Genomic DNA, 16790 nt, shown 5'->3' on the forward strand with positions numbered 1-16790 from the left:
GGCAAAGCAAAAAAGCCCGCAGCGACTCAGGCCGCAGCGGCATCCTCGGAGAGGGCGATGCCTTCAAGCATGCGCTCGACGGTGACATGCACCGCGCATTCGATCTCGCGGCTGGCACAGCTATGGCACTGCGTTGCGCAAGCGGCACGCGCCTCGGCCAGGAGGGTCCGCACCTCGCGGGCGCAGCGCCCGCAATCCGGGCTGCAGCCGAGGCAGTCATAGGCCTCGCCCGCCGTCCGCGGACCGCTGCCGTCAGCAGCGACGGTGCCCTTGATCTGACGGCAGGAGATAACGTTGCAGGAGCAAACAATCACGCGTGATGGCCCACCACACGCTTGGTCTCGATCTCTTCGCCATCGGCGCGGCGCAGACGCACGATCACCTCGACCGAGGAGATCACCATCCCTTCCGGCGCCTCCGGCAGGCCGGCGACATGGATCGTCGAGCCCGGGATATCCGTGACCGTCTCGTCGTCCTCGTTGTAGAAGTGGTGGTGCTCCGACACGTTGGTGTCGAAGAACGTCTTGGGCCCGGACACCGAAACCTGGCGCAGCAGGCCGGCTTCCGAGAACTGGCGCAGCGTGTTGTAGACGGTCGCCAGCGACAAGGGCTCGCGGGCGCGGATCGCCTCCTCATAGAGCATCTCGGCGCTGACATGGCGGTCGCCCTTGGCGAAGAGCAGCCAGCCCAGCGCCATGCGCTGGCGCGTCGGCCGCAGGCCGGCGGAGCGCAGACGGGCCTTCACCGAGCTGATCGGGCAGGAGGCAGGGTTCTTCTGCGGCCACGGAATATGGTCGCCTGCCACCGGCTTGTGATCCTGATCCTTGTTCGTCAGAACGCCCATCGATAACGCCTTCCACCACGCCGGTCGCCCGGCCGCGCAGTTTAGAAATCCTCTAAACTACTGATATTACTAACATATTTGCCAAGGTCGGCGTCGGTTGTCAATCTTCGCGGCTGCGACATCCGGCAGCGACCACAGTTTGCCGATCACGAAATCGTACGCTCGGAGACGTCTGCGAGACCTGGCGCGGGGCAGCGGGGCCCGGCCGGCGGCCGCGCTCGCAATCGGCCAGGGGGTCAGTGACCGCCGCCGCCCCCGGCAGCCGCCTTGGGCGGCTTGCGCAGGAAGAGCGACAGCACGACCAGGCTCGCGAAGATCAAGGTCAGGGCAAGGAAGACGTCGCTGAAGGCCATGACCAGCGCCTGCTTGTGGACGCGCTGGTTGATCAGGGCCAGCGCCATCTTCTGCGCTGCGTCGCCATAGTCGCCGAAGCGCTGCACCGTATTGGCGAGCGCCTCCTCCGCCACGCCGCGGCCGGCCACCACCATCTCGTGCAGCCTGGTGATGTGCAGGTCCGTGCGAGTGTTCAGCATCGTGTTGATCACCGCGAGCCCGACGGCGCCGCCGAGATTCCGGGTCAGATTGTAGAGGCCGGAAGCGTTCTTGAGCTGCTGCGGCGGCAGCCTCCCCAACGCGATATTGTTGATCGGCACCATGCACAGCATCAGCGAGCAGCCGCGCAGGATCTGCGGGACGAGAAGCTCGTAGAAGTCCCAGTCCGCGGTGATGAAGGAGGCCCACCAGGTGCCGAGCGCGAACCCTGCGAAGCCGATCATCATCATCACGCGCGGATCGAGCTTGGCCGAGAGCCGCCCCGCGATCGGCGCCGTCAGGAACATGGCAAGGCCGGTAACGAACATGGTCTCGCCGATCATCAGTGCATCGTATCCGCGGATGCGCCCGAGATAGACCGGGTAGAGATAGGTCAACCCGTACAGGCCGATGCCCATGCAGAAGGAGAACAGCGAGCCGAAGGCGAAGTTGCGGTCCTTGAAGGCGTAGAGATCGACCAGCGGGTCGTCGCGCGTCAGTGCCCGCCAGAAGAACAATACGGCGCCGAACACCATCACGACCGAGAAGAGCACGATCTCATGGCTCTGGAACCAGTCGAGCCGCGTCCCCTCCTCGAGCACATATTCGAGGCTGCCGAGGAAAGCGGCCATGCCGGCCAGGCCCAGCCAGTCGAAGCGCTTGATCAGGCTGTGGTCGGGCTTGTCGAAATCGATCAGCGTCCAGGCCGCGATCGTGACGCCGATGCCCGGCACGACGTTGACGAGGAAGAGCCAGTGCCAGGAGAAGGCGTGGCTGAGATAGCCGCCGACCGTCGGGCCGATCGTCGGCGCCAGCGTCGCGACGAGGCCGATCAGCGGCGAGACCACCGGGCGCTTCGACGGCGGAAAGATGGTGAAGGCTGCGGCGAAGACGCCGGGGATCATGCCGCCGCCGATGAAGCCCTGCACGGCGCGCCACAGGATCATCTCGTTGATCGAGGAGGCCTGGGCACAGAGCACGCTGGATATGGTGAAGCCCGCTGCGGCGATCGAGAAGAAGACGCGCGTCGACAGCGCCCGGCTGAGATAGCCGGAAAGCGGGATCATGATCACTTCCGCGATCAGATAGGCCGTCTGCACCCAGGCGATCTCGTCGGCCGAGGCGGACAGGCCGGCCTGGATCTCCGCCAGCGAGGCCGAGACGATCTGGATGTCGAGGATCGCCATGAACATGCCGAAGACCATCGCCAGGAAGGCGAATATCCGGCGTAGGGGGATGGCGTCCGTTGCCGGCGGCGCTCCCGCCGGCGCATTCAGGGTCGCGGTGGCCATGGCGGCCTCCTCGATAGGGGGTCAGCGCTGGCTGGCGGGACGGGGATCGATCGAGACCACGACTGACATCCCCGGCCGCAGCACATGCTGACCGGCCGATTCCTTGTCCAGCGCGATGCGCACCGGAACGCGCTGCACGATCTTGGTGAAGTTGCCGGTCGCGTTGTCGGGCGGCAGCAGCGTGAACACCGAGCCCGTGCCGCCGGCGATGCCGCTGACCGTGCCATGGAAGACCTTGCCCGGCAGGGCATCGACGGTGACGCTCGCCTTGTCGCCGACCTTCAGCGGTCCGACCTGGGTCTCCTTGAAATTCGCATCGACATAGACCTGATCGAGCGGAACGATCGACATCAGGCGCTTGCCGGCGCTGACGAGATCGCCGAGCTGCAGATTGGTGTTGGCGACGACGCCGTCGATCGGCGCGGCGATCTTGGTGAAGGTGAGGTCGCGCTCGGCCTTCTGCTCGGCGACCTTGAGCTCGTCGATCTGGCGGGCGGCCTCGACGCGCTGCGCCTCCAGCACCTTGATATTGGCCTGCGCCTGCACGATGCCGGCCTTGGCGCTCGCGACCGAAGCCACCGCCTGGTCGCGCGCAGCCGTCGCCGCATCGAGTGTTGCCTGCGAGCCGTAGGACTTGGCCGCGAGGCTGTTGGCGCGCTCGAAATCGGCGACCGTGCGGGTCACCGCCGCCTCGGCGGAGTTCTGCTGGGCCTGGGCCTGGGCAAGTGCGGCGCGCGCCGCCTCGACCTGGCTGTCGATGCGCGCCAGCGTGGCTCGCGCCGTGGCGGTCTTGGCCCGGGCACTGTCGAGCGCGATCCGCCAGTCGCCATCATCGAGCGCGACCAGCGGCTGGCCGGCCTTGACTTCCTGGTTCTGCGTCACTGAGACCGCTGCGATATTCGCCGCGAGCTTGGCCGAGATCGTCGCCATCTCGGCGCCGACATAGGCGTCGTCGGTCGAGACGATGAAGCGGCCATTCCGCCACCAGTCGATGCCGTACCACAGGCCGGCGCCGACGACGGCAGTCGCCGCGACCATCATGAGGCCACGCTTCAGCGGGCTCTTGCCGCCCTTGGCCTTCGCAGGCTCGGCAGCAGGCGGGGCGTCCCTGACCGGCGCTTCACGCGCCTCGCGGGCGGTGACGGGCTCGGCCGGCTGGGCGGTCTCGGCCTTGGCATCGACCAGCTTCAGCCGGTCGCGGCGGGGTTCTGATGCGGTTTCAGCAGACATCGTGCGTCCTGCATGTCAATTCGAACCATGCGGTTCGATTGCGCTTGAAATAGCGCGAGAGATATTGCATATCAAGTCAAATCGAACCGATTGGTTCGATTCTTTTTCGCAGCTGCCATGCAGAGCCCGCAGGTCGGGCCAGAGTATGATGACGGAAACCTCTGAAGTCCCGGTAAAGACGGGCCCGCGCAACCGCCGGATCGCCGGCGCGGATCCGGACAAGCGCCGCCAGATCCTCGATGGCGCCTTGCAAATCTTCACCTCGCGCGGCTTCGACGCAGCCAGCATGAGCGACATCGCCGCGGCGGCGAACGTCTCGAAGGGTACGCTCTACGTCTATTTCCAGGACAAGGAGCATCTCTTCGTGGCGCTGATCCAGCGCGAGCGCGAGACGCAGAAGCGCGGCGCCATCGAGGCCCTGAACGAGGATTCCGATCCGGTACGGGCGCTGGGCAATTTCGGCCGCTGCATCGTGCGAATGATCAATGGCGATCTGGCCGTCAGCGCGCATCGCGTCGTCATCGGCGTCGCCGAGCGCATGCCGGATCTCGGCCGGGAATTCTACGAGAACGGGCCGATGCTCGGATCGCGGCTGATTGCGGGTTATCTCGACCGCATGGTTGCCGAGGGGAAGCTCGCGATCGACGATACCTATCTGGCCGCCGTCCAGTTCCTCGATCTCTGCCAGGCGACGCTGACGCGCCCACGCCTGTTTAATGCCGTGCGCATGCCGCCGAGCGACGAGGAGGTCCAGCGCGTCGTTGCCGAGGCGATCGCGATGTTCATGGCGCGCTATGGGCGCGGGACCGGCGCCGAGCCGGCCCCACGCTGATCGCGACGCCTTATTTCAGCGCCTTCAGGCTGTCGATGATCGACGCCAAATCCTTGAGGTTCTCCTTCTCGCCCTCGGGCGAGGCCCAGTAGGTCACCACGAGGCCCTTGGTCTCGGTGGCCTGCAGCAAGGTTAGGCTGACATGGGTAGGGCCGTCCTCGTCCTTGCCGGTCCACTGCACCTGGACGCCTTCCATGCCATTGTTGGAGAACGGCTTCTTCTCCTGCGTCGCGGGATCGACGACGACGCCCTTGCTCTTCAGCCAGGTGACCGCTTCGGCGATGGCCTGTGCGGCGTCCTTCAGCTCCGTCACCTCGACCGAGATGTAGACGGCTTCGTCGTCGGACGTCGATTCGACACCTTTGGCGATCTCGGTGGATTCCCAATCGTCCGGCATCGTGATCACCGCAACGGGGTTGGGATCGGGAATCGAATAGGTCTTGGCGCTTGCGAGCCCGGGCAGCAGGACAAGGCTGGCGGCGAGAACCGCGCGTGCGAGATGGATCGGCATAGGTCGTTCCTGGGAAGAAGACGCCGGATGGCGTAACGTCATCCTATAGCAACATTGCCGCCATGCCGCGCATCCTAAGGCGAAGCTGAGTCTCTATCGCGATCCTTGGTTACCGACCGTCAGCCGGCGACCTGCCTGGCGCGGATGCGCTCGCGATGGGCCGTGTATAGTCCTGACGCCGCGATGATGCTGGCGCCGACATAGGTCCAGATATCCGGGATCGCTGCGAAAACCAGATAGCCGAAGATCGAGGACCAGAGCAGTTGCGAATAGGCAAAGGGCGCTAGCAGCGAGGCATCCGCATACCGGAAGGCCTGAATCAGAAAGATATGCCCTATCGTCGAGATGCCGCCAATGAAGACGCCGATCATGACGGCCTTGAGATCGAGCGCCTGCCAGCTGAACGGCGCCGCCAACGAAAGCAGGATGAAGCCGATTGTGGCGGAATAGGCCAGCGTCACCACTGGAATCTCGGTGCGGCTCATCATCCGGGTCATGATCAGCGAAAACGCCCAGAAGAACGACGAGCCGAGAACGAAGAACGACGCGCCATGAAAGCCGGCGCCACCGGGGCGCACCACAACCATCACGCCGATCAGCCCCACGATCGTGGCCAGCCAACGCCGCCAGCCGACGACCTCGCCCAGAATGGGAATGGAGAGCGCCGTCACGAAGAGCGGCGAGACGAAGGAGGTGGCGGTGGCGTCCGCCATCGGCAGGTCGTGCAGCCCCGCCACGAACAGGATCGAGGAAATCGTCACGCCCAGCGCCCGCAGCACCTGCAGGCCCGGCCGCCGCGTGCTCATCCTGCGAAAGCCGCCGGTGAAACAGACGGTGGCGAGCATGATCGCGGCAAACGTGCCGTAGCGCATCCAGGTGATCTGGAGCGCGGGCAAGGTGGTCGCGAGATATTTGGAGGCGATATCGCCGCTGCACATGAAAATCGATGAGAGCAGCAAGAGCGCGATGCCGCGCGCGGAATTGTCGATGCGAAGCGATCTGCCTTCCTGCGGAGGGGCGACCGGTTGCTCAGGAAGGGGAGCGTTGGGCAAGGGCTCGATTCACGGGCAGGGATGCTCAAGCCTTAGCCGTTTTGCCCTGCATATTCACACGCAAAGACGGTCACCCGCCCATGCGCGTGGACATTGCCCGTGACCCTGCCCGGTTTCCGGACAGGGTGGGCTGCGCAGTCTGCTTTAGGCTGCCTGCTTGCGCGGCTGGATCAGCTTGCGGTTGACCAGCACCTCGGCGATCTGGATCGCGTTCAGCGCGGCGCCCTTACGCAGATTGTCGGAGACGCACCAGAAGGCGAGGCCGTTCTCGACCGTCGCATCCTCGCGGATGCGCGAGATATAGGTCGCGTCCTCGCCGGCCGCCTCATGCGGGGTGATGTAGCCGCCGGGCTCGTGCTTGTCGATGACGAGGATGCCTGGCGCGGTGCGCAGCACCTCGCGCGCCTCGTCGGCGGTAACAGGCTTCTCGCACTCGATATTGACGCTCTCGGAATGGCCGATGAAGACCGGCACGCGCACGCAGGTCGCGGTCAGCTTGATGTTCCTGTCGAGGATCTTCTTGGTCTCGACCATCATCTTCCACTCTTCCTTGGTGAAGCCGTCCTCCATGAAGACGTCGATCTGCGGGATGAGGTTGAAGGAGATGCGCTTCGGAAACTTCTTGGTGGTGACCTCGCCGGCCGAGAACACGGCGCGGGTCTGGTTGAAGAGCTCGTCCATGCCTTCCTTGCCGGCGCCGGAAACCGACTGATAGGTCGAGACGACGACGCGCTTGACGCCGAACTTGTCATGCAGCGGCTTCAGCGCCACGACGAGCTGCGCTGTCGAGCAGTTCGGATTGGCGATGATGTTCATCTTGGAGAAGCCGGCGGCGGCGGCGGCGTTTACCTCCGGCACGATCAGCGGCACGTCGGGATGCATGCGCCAGGCCGAGGAGTTGTCGATGACGACGGCACCCTGCGCGCCGATCTTCGGCGACCAGGTCTTCGAGATCTCGCCGCCAGCCGACATCAGGCAGATGTCGGTGTCGGAGAAATCGAAATGCTCGAGCGCCTTCACCTTCAGCGTCCTGTCGCCGAAGGAAACCTCGGTGCCGACCGAGCGGGACGAGGCCAGCGCCACGACCTCGCCGACGGGGAAGGCGCGTTCGGCGAGAATGTCCAGCATCTCGCGGCCTACATTGCCGGTTGCACCGACCACTGCGACCTTGAAGCTCATGATGTGATCCTTTGCGGATAGGGCGGTTCGGATCTCCCTTTGGGGGCCGCCCCGCGCCGGGCTCGGGCGGCTTCGGCGATCTGCCCCCGCCGGGGGGAGATGGACCCGGAACCGAGGCGAAGCGTCAGCGCGACGTACCGGCTTTCCCGGTCGTCGTTTTGGTCGTGAGTTTCGTCGTCGTCAGACGGACAGTCACAGAGCCAATCCCGAAGGGCTGCAAAACTTCGCAAGCAGCGCATCGCTGCACCGCGCCATGTCAGAACACCCGCGGCGCGAAAAAGTCAATTCCCCACAACGGCCAACCTGAATCTCCGCCATTAACCCTGCTCGTTGACCGGTCGTTCACGCTGCCGAGCGATCGGCGCCAGGCGGTAACCTGCCGGCGACTCTTCGCAGCCAGCCTGCCCCGTTGAAGGTTCAGGCGCCAAGGCCAGTGGCGCGGGAGTTGCGTGTTGCGTTTGCGATCGGTCGATGTGGTCCTGACAGTGCAGGCCGGGCTTCGACGGCTCAGGCCGTGGCTTCTGCGCGCCGTCGCCTTCTGCCGCAGCATCGCCGCGCGTCTTGCCGGCATCGACATCATCAGGGTCGTCATCGCTTGCGCCGACCGCGTCGAGGCGGGCTTCCGCCGGGGCGCGCGTGTCGCTCGCCACCTTGTGCCGCACCGCGGGATCGGCTTGACGAGGGCGCTTGCCTGGCGCAGCGCAGCCGCGCTGAGCGGCATCGGTCTGACAGCGGCGCTGATCACCGGCCTTTCCGCCAAGGACGAAGCTCCGCCCCAACTGGCCGGCCTCGCGCCGGCTGCGGCAAGCTTATCGGCTCAAGCCGGGACATCTCCGCATCGACCGCGCAGCTCGGTTACGGCTGAGGATTGGGTCGCGATCGCCCGCCCCGCCGCGAGCTTCAGTTTGGAGACGTCCGAGCTCGGCCGGGAAGCGCCCGCCCTAGAAGCACGGCGCAGTCAGGACGGCAGCCGTCGCGAGGATCTGTTGAGTTTCGGCAGCTTCGCCGAGCCGAAACCGCATCTCGTGCTGCGCCTGGCAACTGGAGACGGCGCAGCCCCCGGAGCCCGCTCCTTCATGGTCGCCCTGGTGCATGAGGCCGCGCAGCGCAGCCTGGCGGTGGAGCGCAGCAGCACGCCGGCCCCGACCGAGACCCGTTTCGGCCCGCTGGAGACCTCCGATGTCGTTCTCGGGGAAGGCACGCAGAGCCGCAACTGCATCGCCTTTCGTTCGCCTCCCGGCGGGGCAACCTTCGCCATGAGCGGGTGGTGGTGCGCAGGATCGAAGCCGAGCGACCGCCGGCAGTTGGCTTGCCTGATCGACCGGCTCGATCTCGCCGGCCCGGTCGATCCGGAATTGCGTGGCATCTTCGCCCGCAGCGAGCTCAATCGCGAGCCGGCCTGCGCACCTCCGCGTCTCTCCGCGACCGGCCGCAAGGCATCCTGGCTCGATGTCGACGGCAACCTGCCGGCCCTGCGGGTGAAGACGGCCAGCGCCGAACCGGTACGCGCCGTTGCCGAGCCCGGCAAGCGTCGCGACAAGCCGAATCGCCGCCAGCCCTGACACTCTCCCGAGACGCCGCCGTTCTAACAAAATTGTTAACGACGGCGTGCTACTCTTTGCGTCGGATTTCTGATGCCTACATGGAGTGGGTGCATCCACTACCGGAGATTGCCGCCATGATGCCGTTCAAGCGTGTTGCCACTGTTCTCGCCATCACCCTGGCGGCGTCGACCGTCTTGGCGACGATGGCCGAAGCGCAGAACCGCCGCGCACCGCTGCGGATCACGATCCAGAAGCGCAGCTATTTCGATGCCGGCAACGTCGTGCCGGTCGGTTCGCTGAACCGCTACGCCACCCAACAGGTTTACGCCTCGCCGGTCTATTCCAACACGGGCGAGTTCTATGGCGAAGGCGCCCTGCCCCCACGCATCGGCGCCGGCGTCAACCCCTTCGCCAATACCTTCTCAACGCCGGGCTACTGACGAGACGCGTCATGGTCGGGTCGAGCCCGACCATGACGGATCGCTTTAAGGCAAAGCCTTGAGATAGCGCACCGGACGCCCGGGCGACGCGGCATTGGCGGCATGGACGATCGCGTTCGCGTCGATACCGAAATGCCGGTAGAGGTCGGCGACCGTCCCGGTCTGGCCGAAATGCTCGACGCCGAGCGCCTTCTGCCTATGGCCATGGACGCTGCCGAGCCAGGCCAGCGTTGCCGGATGCCCGTCCAGCACTGATACGATACCGCAATCGCGGGAGAGATCCCCGAGCAGCCGCTCGATATGGCTCGTCGCCGCATGGTTGCCGCGCTGGCGCGCCCGTTCGGCCGCCTGCCAGCCGGCATTGAGCCGATCAGCCGAGGTAATGGCGAGCAGACCGACATCGCGCCGGTCTTCGCCCAATAGCCCGACAGCCTCGATCGCCTCCGGCGCGACCGCGCCGGTATAGGCGATGACGACCGAGGCGTTCGGCCCCGGCTTCCTCAGCCAATAGGCGCCGTCGATGATCTCGCGTTCCAGCTCCGGCGTCATGGTGCGGCTCGGCTGCTCGACCTGCCGGGTCGAGAGACGCAGATAGACCGAGCCGCCGGTCTCGTCGCGCAGCCAGGTCCGCTCGTCCGGATCGCCCTCGCCGTCGCGCTGCATGTAGTCGAAGGACCAGCGCATCATCACCGCGAGTTCGTCGACGAAGGCCGGCTCGAAGGCGCACAGGCCATCCTGGCTCATGCCTATCAGCGGCGTCGCGATCGACTGATGCGCCCCGCCCTCCGGCGCCAGCGTCACGCCCGACGGCGTCGCCACCACCATGAAGCGGGCATCCTGGTAGCAGGCATAGTTCAGCGCATCGAGCCCGCGCGAGATGAAGGGATCGTAGAGCGTGCCGATCGGGATCAGCCGCTCGCCGAAGATCGAATGCGACAGGCCGAGCGCCGAGAGATTGATGAACAGGTTCATCTCGGCGATGCCCAATTCGATATGCTGGCCCTTCGGCGAGAACTCCCATTTCTGCATCGAGGGAATGCGCTCGTCCTTGAAGGTGTCGGCCATCGAGGCCCTGGCGAAGAGCCCGCGCCGGTTCACCCAGGGGCCGAGATTGGTCGAGACCGTGACGTCCGGCGCCGTCGTCACGATCCGGTCGGCGAGCGGACCGCCGGTCTTGGCGAGATCGTCCAGCACCTTGCCGAAGCCCATCTGCGTCGACATCACCGGCTGGATGCCGGCCTCCAGCTTCACCGGCACCGGCAATTTGTCGGCTGAGAGGCGCCGCCGCCCCTTCGAAAAGAACGGCACCTTGTCGAGGAAGCCGCGGATCTCGCCCTCGGGTAGGTCGAGCCCCTCGAACAGATCCCATTCATGGCCCGGACGGATATTGTTCGCCTTGCGGAAGCCGTCGAGCTGCTCCTTGGTCATCAGCCCGGCATGGTTGTCCTTGTGCCCGGCGATCGGCAGCCCGAATCCCTTGACGGTATAGGCCAGGAAACAGACCGGCCGGTCATGGTCGATGCCCTCGAAGGCTTCGAGGATCGACGGCAGATCGTGGCCGCCGAGATTGCACATCAACTTTGAGAGCTCGGCGTCGGAACGGCTCTCGATCAGCTTCGTCACAGGCCCCTGATCGCCGAGATCGTCCATCAGGCGCTTGCGCCAGGCAGCGCCGCCCTGGAACGTCAGGGCCGAATAGAGCTGGTTCGGGCAGGAATCGATCCAGGCTTTCAGCCGCTCGCCGCCCTTCTCCTTGAACGCCGCCTGCTGCAGCGAGCCGTATTTCAGCGTCACGACATCCCAGCCGAAATTGCGGAACATCGTCTCGAAGCGGTCGTAGAGGCCCTCGCGGATGACGGCATCGAGCGACTGGCGGTTGTAGTCGATGATCCACCAGGTATTGCGCAGGCCGTGCTTCCAGCCCTCCATCAGGGCTTCGAAGATATTGCCCTCGTCGAGCTCGGCATCGCCGATCAGCGAGACCATGCGGCCTTCGGGGCGATCCTTCGCCCAGCCATGCGCCTTCACATAGTCCTGCGTCAGCGAGGAGAAGAGCGTCTGCGCGACGCCGAGTCCGACGGAGCCGGTCGAGAAATCGACGTCATCAATGTCCTTGGTGCGCGAGGGATAGCTCTGCGCACCCTTGTAGCCGCGGAAATTCTCAAGCTTCTCGCGCGTCTGCAGCCCCATCAGATAGTTGATGGCGTGGAAGATCGGCGAGGCATGCGGCTTCACCGCGACGCGGTCCTGCGGGCGCAGCGCGGCCATATAGAGGGCCGTCATGATGGTGGCGAGAGAGGCCGACGAGGCCTGATGCCCGCCCACCTTCATGCCGTCGTCGTTCTGGCGGATGTGATTGGCGTTATGGATCGTCCATGATGCCAGCCAGAGGATCTTCTTCTCCAGCTCGGCGAGGTACGGCAGGCGCTGATCTGTTGTCATGAATTTGGCCCGAACTCCCGGTGCTTCCGATCATGCACGGAAGCACTGGCAGAACGAGCCAAATTTCTGTGTCCAGCCGCCCGGCTTTGGCGGCTTTCGCCAATGACCAGCGAAAACCTGCAGGAAATCGCCAAACCGTCCCGCCGGGACGTGGGTCGGATTGCCGGCTACTTGTCGATCTGCGCGATGCGGTCGAAGGCGGCGGCGAAGCCGGTCAGGGATATGTTGAAGGGAACCGGCTCGTTATTCGACAGGTTGAGCGCCGCAACCGTCAAAGCCTTGCCGGCCTTCATCGCGTCGGTCGCGACCGTCGGGAAGGAGATCGGCAGCAGGCAGCCCTGCGCCATGCAGGTCGAGAAGCGCAGCCCCTGCCCCAGATCCTTGTCGTCGAGCCGCAGCACCGCGCCGTTCTCGAGCTTCATGCCGAACGGGAAGAGGATCGTGCCCTCCGCCCGCCCGTCCTTCGGCGTGCGCAGCTCGATGGCAAAGACGCGCTGCCCGGTCTGGCTGTTGCCCTGCGACTGAAGGAGGACGCAGAGCCGCTGGCCATTGGCGATGCGGCAATCGACCGTCCAGTCGCCATAGGTCTCGTTGATCGCGCTCGCGCCGTTCGGCAGCGTCGCATTCTGAGCCGCGGGCTGGCCCACGGCCGGAGCAGCCTGGTTCTGCGCGAGTGGCTGGGCGGGCTTCGGCGCGGGACGGGCTGCTGGAGCCGGTGCTCCCTGCGCCATGACCATAGGCGCGGCGGCAAGAGCAGCGATCGCAAAGACGAGAGCGGCGACGGGGGCGTTGCGGAAACGATGACGGGGCATGGCGCTACAATCTAGTGACTATATCGCCAGCGATATTGCAGAAACCTGTAGCCAGAGGAAGAGCAAATCGTCCTGAAAAATCCAATAAAACGGCAAAATATCCATGCATTCAAATCGAAATAAACAATAGAATGATTTCAATCTGAAAGACTCGCACCGCATCCGCGACCGGCTGCTACGGTCGCTTCATCTCAGCTTTTGCAGAGCGCGGCATGAATTTCTTGCGGGCGGCGGCCCCGGCGGATCGCTTCGCGAACCTCCGGCCGCTGCAGGCGCCGGGCGACGCAGGCGAGCGCGTTGAGGTGCTGCCCTTGCCCGGCTTCCGGCGTCAGGATCAGGCAGAGGATATCGACCGGCGCGCCATCGACCGCTTCGAAATCCACCGGCTTGGCCAGGTTGGCCAGCAGAACGAAGGGCGTGGCGAGGCCGGCAAGCGGCGCATGCGGCAGGGCGACGCCGCCGCCGCCGATGCCCGTCGAGCCCAGCGCTTCCCGCCGCTTGAGGACGGTAGCGATGACATCGGCCGGTATCCCCGTGCATCCCGCCGCATGGCGGGAGAGCAGATCAAGGCACTGCTCCTTCGACGTCGGCTTGAGCCCGGTCAGCACGGCGCCGGGGGTGATCAGCTCGGAAATGTCCATTGTGATCAGTCGCTTTCGCGCAGCCTGTAGCCGACGCCGGGCTCGGTCGTGATGTAGCGGGGCTGCTCGGGGATCGGCTCGATCTTCTGGCGCAGCTGCCGAATATAGACGCGCAGATACTGCACATCCTCGTTGCCGCCCCAGACTTCCTTCAGCAGATGGCGATGCGTCAGCACCTTGCCGGCATGCTGCACGAGCGCGCGCAGGATGTCGTACTCCTTCGGCGAGAGCTTCACCTCGGCGCCGCCGACCTGGACGATGCGGCGGACGAGATCGACCGAAAGCTCGCCGGTCCGGAAGACCGGCTTCTCACCCTGCTGGTGCAGCTTGTGGCGCAGCGCGACGCGCAGCCGCGCAGCCAGTTCGCGCATCCCGAACGGCTTGGTGAGGTAATCGTCCGCGCCCGCCTCCAGCGCCTGGACGATGCCCGCCTCGTCGGTGCGGCTCGACAGGATGACGATGGGCAGGGTGCGCCCCTCGCTGCGCCAGAGACGCAGCAGCTCCTGCCCGGTCATGTCGGGCAGGCCGAGATCGAGCAGCACCAGGTCGGGCTCTTCCGCGTCGATCCGTGCAATGGCGTCCTTCGCGTTGCCGGCCTCGCTGATCGTGTATCCCTCGGTGCCGAGCCCGACCCGCAGCAGCTTGCGGATCGGCGGTTCGTCGTCGACGACGAGTACCCGGACGGCCATCGTTGTCATGGCAATACCCTCATCTGCTGGGCCTCGGGCGGGATCGGCATGCGGATCGTGAACACCGCTCCCTGCCGATCGCGGCGGTTGGCGGCGGTGATCGTCCCGCCCATCGCCTCGACGAAGCCGCGGCAGATCGCAAGGCCGAGGCCTGTTCCGGCGCGGACCTGATCTCCCTTCCCCACCCGGTAGAAACTGTCGAAAATCCGTTCGAGGTCGTCCGGCGGCAGGCCCGGCCCTTCGTCGAGAATGTCCAGAACCACCGTATCACCATCCGCGCAGGCATGGACGCCGAGCGTGGTGCCCGTCGGCGCGTATTTCGCGGCGTTGTCGACGAGATTGAACAGCACCTGATCGAACAATACGGGGTCCAGTCGCAGCATCGGCAGGCCGGCGGCCAGCGACAGATCGATCATGTGGCCGCGCGTGATACTTTCTGCGCGTCGCAACGCTGCGCCGACGACATCTCCGACGTCGAGCAGGGCATAGTTCGGCTCCATCGCACCGGCCTCGATCCGCGTCATATCCAGCAGGTTGGCGATGAAGCGGTTGAGGCGTTCGGATTCCTCGACGACCGTCCCCAGAAGCTCGGATCGATCCGCTTCGGGGATAGCCTTCCCATAGTCGCGCAACGTGCCGGCCGCGCCCATGATGCTGGCGAGCGGCGTCTTGAGATCATGCGAGATCGAGGTCAGCAGCGCCGAGCGCAGCCGGTCCGCCTCCGCCGCGAGCTTCGCCTTGTCGACATCGGCAGCGAGTTGCACGCGCTCGATCGCGATCGCGGCCTGGTCCGCCAACGCGTCGAACAGGCGCTGCTGCTCGGGCGTCAGAAGCGCGCCCGGCCGGTCGGAATCGAGCCCGATCACGCCGATGGCGCCGCGCCCGGTCCGCAGCGGGAGATAAAGCCGCTTCGCGCCCGGCAGCGTGTCGGCTCCCCGCCCGGCCGGACGGTCATGCTCCCAGGCCCAATGCGCCGCCGCGATATCGGCATCGTCGAGCGTATCATCGGGCGGATAGCCGGCCCGGACCGCGATGCTGGTTTCCTCCGGCAGCAGGATCACAACGCGCACGCGCAGCATCGCGGCAATCTGGTAGGCGCTCGCCCAAAGCACGTCGTCGAGCGTGCCCGTGCCGGCGAGCTTGCGCGAAAACAGATAGAGGTCTTCCGTCGTTCGCGCGCGCTGGCGCGCCGCCGTGGCCTGGCGCTGGACGCGGGCCGTGAGATTGCTGGCGATCAGCGCGACCAGAAGGAAGAAAAAGAAGGCGAGCACGCTTTCGGGGTCGCCGATGACGAGCGTGTAGAGCGGCGGCAGGAAAAAGAAGTTGAACGCCAGCGCCCCGATCACGGAGGTGAACAGCGCCGGCCAGAGCCCGGCCGTCACCGCCGAGGCCAGCACCGCCATCAGGAAGACGAGCGCAATGTTGCGCACGTCGAGCACGAGATGCAGCAACATGCCGAGCCCTACGGCCACAGCCACGAAGGCCACGCCCGCCAGATAAGCGCCTGGCTCGAAACGCTGCTCGCCTGAAGAGCCGGCGGCGCGAACCTCCCCGGCGCCGGCTTCCTGCCCGGGAATCACATGGATACTGATGTCGCCGGCCTCGCGGATCAGCGTCTGCGCCACCGATCCGAAGAGCAGCTCGCGCCAGCGCGTAGCGCTCGACGAGCCGATCACGATGTGGCTGACATTCTTGGAGGCGGCATAGCGCAGCACCTCGTCTGGCACGGTCTCGCCCGGCAGGATCACCGCCTCGCCGCCGAGCTGTTCAGCGAGCCGCATCGCCGCCGAAAGCCGGTCCTTCTCTGCCTCCGACGGCCCCGCGCGGCCCGGCGCCTCGATATGCAGCGCCGTCCAGGAGGCCTTCAGCTTTTCGGCGAGGCGCCGCGCATGGCGCACCAGTGAGGCTGCGCGCGGGCTGCCGTCGATGCAGACGATCAGCCGGTCGCTGGCACCCCAGGGCCCCTGAATTGCATGGGCCTGCATATGGCTGAGCAGTTGCTCGTCAACGCGCTGCGCGGTGCGCCGCAGCGCCAGCTCGCGCAGCGCCGTCAGGTTGCCGGGCGAGAAGTAGTTGGAGACGGCGCGCTTGGCGGTCTCCGGCAGATAGACCTTGCCCTCGTTCAGCCGCTGGATCAGGTCCTCGGGCGTGAGGTCGATGATCTCGATCGCATCGGCCCGGTCGATGATGGAATCGGGCACTGTTTCGCGAACGCGGATGCGGGTGATCTGCGCGACGACGTCGTTGAGGCTCTCGATATGCTGGATGTTGAGCGTGGTGAAGACGTCGATGCCGCGCTCGATCAGCTCGAGCACGTCGAGATAACGCTTGGGATGGCGGCTGCCGGGCGCGTTGGTGTGGGCGAGCTCGTCGACGAGGACGAGTTCCGGCCGCCGCGCCAGCACCGCGTCGAGATCCATCTCATCGACGCTCTGGCCGCGATAGGCGACATGCGCCCGCGGCACCACCTCGTAGCCCTCCATCAGCGCCTGCGTCTCGCGCCTTCCATGCGTCTCGACGACGCCGATGACCACGTCGACGCCTTCGACACGGCGCGCCCGGCCCGCGAGCAGCATCTCATAGGTCTTGCCGACGCCGGGGGCGGCGCCGAGGAATATCTTTAGCCGGCCGCGTGTCTCGCTGCGCACCTTTTCCAGCAGCGCATCCGGCGACGGCCTTGGCGGCTCGGTACGAAGCTCGTCGGGCATGGCTGGAATTCGGTCCCCAAACGGCGCGACGGCAGGATCGCTC

The 16790-nt window shown here is 65.8% G+C and carries 15 protein-coding genes; 3 read left to right on the plus strand and 12 right to left on the minus strand.

Translation table 11 applies throughout. The features are described from left to right. Positions 1–26: 26 nt before the first annotated feature. The 4 genes from AC1DE3_RS16950 to AC1DE3_RS16965 form a co-directional block, all read right to left on the minus strand. Positions 27–314 (minus strand): (2Fe-2S)-binding protein, encoded by a 288-nt coding sequence (locus tag AC1DE3_RS16950; protein WP_476780443.1) that lies wholly within the window; start codon positions 312–314, stop codon positions 27–29. Then, positions 311–844, minus strand: a complete 534-nt coding sequence (gene irrA / locus AC1DE3_RS16955; protein ID WP_476780442.1) for an iron response transcriptional regulator IrrA — start codon at positions 842–844, stop codon at positions 311–313. The genes AC1DE3_RS16950 and irrA overlap by 4 nt, the downstream gene beginning before the upstream one ends. 236 nt (positions 845–1080) lie before the next feature. Continuing rightward, positions 1081–2667 carry a DHA2 family efflux MFS transporter permease subunit gene (locus tag AC1DE3_RS16960; RefSeq protein ID WP_476780441.1) on the minus strand — a complete coding sequence of 529 codons (1587 nt, stop codon included), beginning with the start codon at positions 2665–2667 and terminating at the stop codon, positions 1081–1083. Positions 2668–2688: 21 nt separating this feature from the next. Continuing rightward, entirely contained in the window at positions 2689–3897 is a 1209-nt protein-coding gene (locus AC1DE3_RS16965; RefSeq protein ID WP_476780440.1) for an HlyD family secretion protein, read from the minus strand. Positions 3898–4045: 148 nt separating this feature from the next. Between AC1DE3_RS16965 and AC1DE3_RS16970 the strand changes: the two genes are divergently transcribed. Then, positions 4046–4729 carry a TetR/AcrR family transcriptional regulator gene (locus AC1DE3_RS16970; RefSeq protein ID WP_476780439.1) on the plus strand — a complete coding sequence of 228 codons (684 nt, stop codon included), beginning with the start codon at positions 4046–4048 and terminating at the stop codon, positions 4727–4729. A gap of 10 nt (positions 4730–4739) precedes the next feature. Here AC1DE3_RS16970 and AC1DE3_RS16975 read toward each other — a convergent pair whose 3' ends face one another. The 3 genes from AC1DE3_RS16975 to AC1DE3_RS16985 all read right to left on the minus strand — a co-directional run bounded on the left by AC1DE3_RS16975 (position 4740) and on the right by AC1DE3_RS16985 (position 7471). After that, a complete protein-coding gene (locus AC1DE3_RS16975; protein ID WP_476780438.1) occupies positions 4740–5240 on the minus strand; it encodes a histidine kinase in 501 nt (166 codons plus the stop codon). A gap of 119 nt (positions 5241–5359) precedes the next feature. Then, the gene (locus tag AC1DE3_RS16980; protein WP_476780437.1) at positions 5360–6292 is read right to left on the minus strand and encodes a DMT family transporter; all 933 of its coding nucleotides are present in this window, start codon (positions 6290–6292) and stop codon (positions 5360–5362) included. Positions 6293–6436: 144 nt separating this feature from the next. Further along, positions 6437–7471 carry an aspartate-semialdehyde dehydrogenase gene (locus AC1DE3_RS16985; RefSeq protein ID WP_476780436.1) on the minus strand — a complete coding sequence of 345 codons (1035 nt, stop codon included), beginning with the start codon at positions 7469–7471 and terminating at the stop codon, positions 6437–6439. Positions 7472–7923: 452 nt separating this feature from the next. On the opposite strand from AC1DE3_RS16985, the gene AC1DE3_RS16990 reads away from it, so the two are divergent. Together AC1DE3_RS16990 and AC1DE3_RS16995 are read left to right on the plus strand one after the other, a co-directional pair. Then, positions 7924–9033: a hypothetical protein gene (locus tag AC1DE3_RS16990; RefSeq protein ID WP_476780435.1), complete on the plus strand. Its 1110-nt coding sequence runs from the start codon at positions 7924–7926 to the stop codon at positions 9031–9033. Positions 9034–9149: 116 nt separating this feature from the next. Next, positions 9150–9455 carry a hypothetical protein gene (locus tag AC1DE3_RS16995; protein WP_476780434.1) on the plus strand — a complete coding sequence of 102 codons (306 nt, stop codon included), beginning with the start codon at positions 9150–9152 and terminating at the stop codon, positions 9453–9455. Between the two features lie 45 nt (positions 9456–9500). On the opposite strand, the gene AC1DE3_RS17000 is transcribed toward AC1DE3_RS16995, so the two are convergent. The 5 genes from AC1DE3_RS17000 to AC1DE3_RS17020 all read right to left on the minus strand — a co-directional run bounded on the left by AC1DE3_RS17000 (position 9501) and on the right by AC1DE3_RS17020 (position 16747). Further along, positions 9501–11897 (minus strand): transketolase-like TK C-terminal-containing protein, encoded by a 2397-nt coding sequence (locus AC1DE3_RS17000; protein WP_476780433.1) that lies wholly within the window; start codon positions 11895–11897, stop codon positions 9501–9503. Positions 11898–12064: 167 nt separating this feature from the next. Continuing rightward, positions 12065–12709 carry an invasion associated locus B family protein gene (locus AC1DE3_RS17005; RefSeq protein ID WP_476780432.1) on the minus strand — a complete coding sequence of 215 codons (645 nt, stop codon included), beginning with the start codon at positions 12707–12709 and terminating at the stop codon, positions 12065–12067. A gap of 191 nt (positions 12710–12900) precedes the next feature. Next, positions 12901–13350 (minus strand): PTS sugar transporter subunit IIA, encoded by a 450-nt coding sequence (locus tag AC1DE3_RS17010; RefSeq protein WP_476852591.1) that lies wholly within the window; start codon positions 13348–13350, stop codon positions 12901–12903. 5 nt (positions 13351–13355) lie between these two features. Then, positions 13356–14048 (minus strand): response regulator transcription factor, encoded by a 693-nt coding sequence (locus AC1DE3_RS17015; RefSeq protein WP_476780430.1) that lies wholly within the window; start codon positions 14046–14048, stop codon positions 13356–13358. Then, positions 14045–16747, minus strand: coding sequence for a DUF4118 domain-containing protein (locus tag AC1DE3_RS17020; RefSeq protein ID WP_476780429.1), 2703 nt, complete (start codon positions 16745–16747; stop codon positions 14045–14047). Before AC1DE3_RS17020 ends, AC1DE3_RS17015 begins: the two co-directional genes overlap by 4 nt. Positions 16748–16790: the final 43 nt, after the last annotated feature.

The sequence above is a fragment of the Allobosea sp. 10L417 genome, assembly GCF_056395485.1.

Coding starts and splice junctions, on each gene's coding strand:
- irrA (WP_476780442.1), bottom strand. CDS start 844: ATGGGCGTTCTGACGAACAAGGATCAGGATCACAAGCCGGTGGCAGGC.
- AC1DE3_RS16960 (WP_476780441.1), bottom strand. CDS start 2,667: ATGGCCACCGCGACCCTGAATGCGCCGGCGGGAGCGCCGCCGGCAACG.
- AC1DE3_RS16965 (WP_476780440.1), bottom strand. CDS start 3,897: ATGTCTGCTGAAACCGCATCAGAACCCCGCCGCGACCGGCTGAAGCTG.
- AC1DE3_RS16970 (WP_476780439.1), top strand. CDS start 4,046: ATGACGGAAACCTCTGAAGTCCCGGTAAAGACGGGCCCGCGCAACCGC.
- AC1DE3_RS16975 (WP_476780438.1), bottom strand. CDS start 5,240: ATGCCGATCCATCTCGCACGCGCGGTTCTCGCCGCCAGCCTTGTCCTG.
- AC1DE3_RS16985 (WP_476780436.1), bottom strand. CDS start 7,471: ATGAGCTTCAAGGTCGCAGTGGTCGGTGCAACCGGCAATGTAGGCCGC.
- AC1DE3_RS16995 (WP_476780434.1), top strand. CDS start 9,150: ATGATGCCGTTCAAGCGTGTTGCCACTGTTCTCGCCATCACCCTGGCG.
- AC1DE3_RS17000 (WP_476780433.1), bottom strand. CDS start 11,897: ATGACAACAGATCAGCGCCTGCCGTACCTCGCCGAGCTGGAGAAGAAG.
- AC1DE3_RS17005 (WP_476780432.1), bottom strand. CDS start 12,709: ATGCCCCGTCATCGTTTCCGCAACGCCCCCGTCGCCGCTCTCGTCTTT.
- AC1DE3_RS17010 (WP_476852591.1), bottom strand. CDS start 13,350: ATGGACATTTCCGAGCTGATCACCCCCGGCGCCGTGCTGACCGGGCTC.
- AC1DE3_RS17015 (WP_476780430.1), bottom strand. CDS start 14,048: ATGACAACGATGGCCGTCCGGGTACTCGTCGTCGACGACGAACCGCCG.
- AC1DE3_RS17020 (WP_476780429.1), bottom strand. CDS start 16,747: ATGCCCGACGAGCTTCGTACCGAGCCGCCAAGGCCGTCGCCGGATGCG.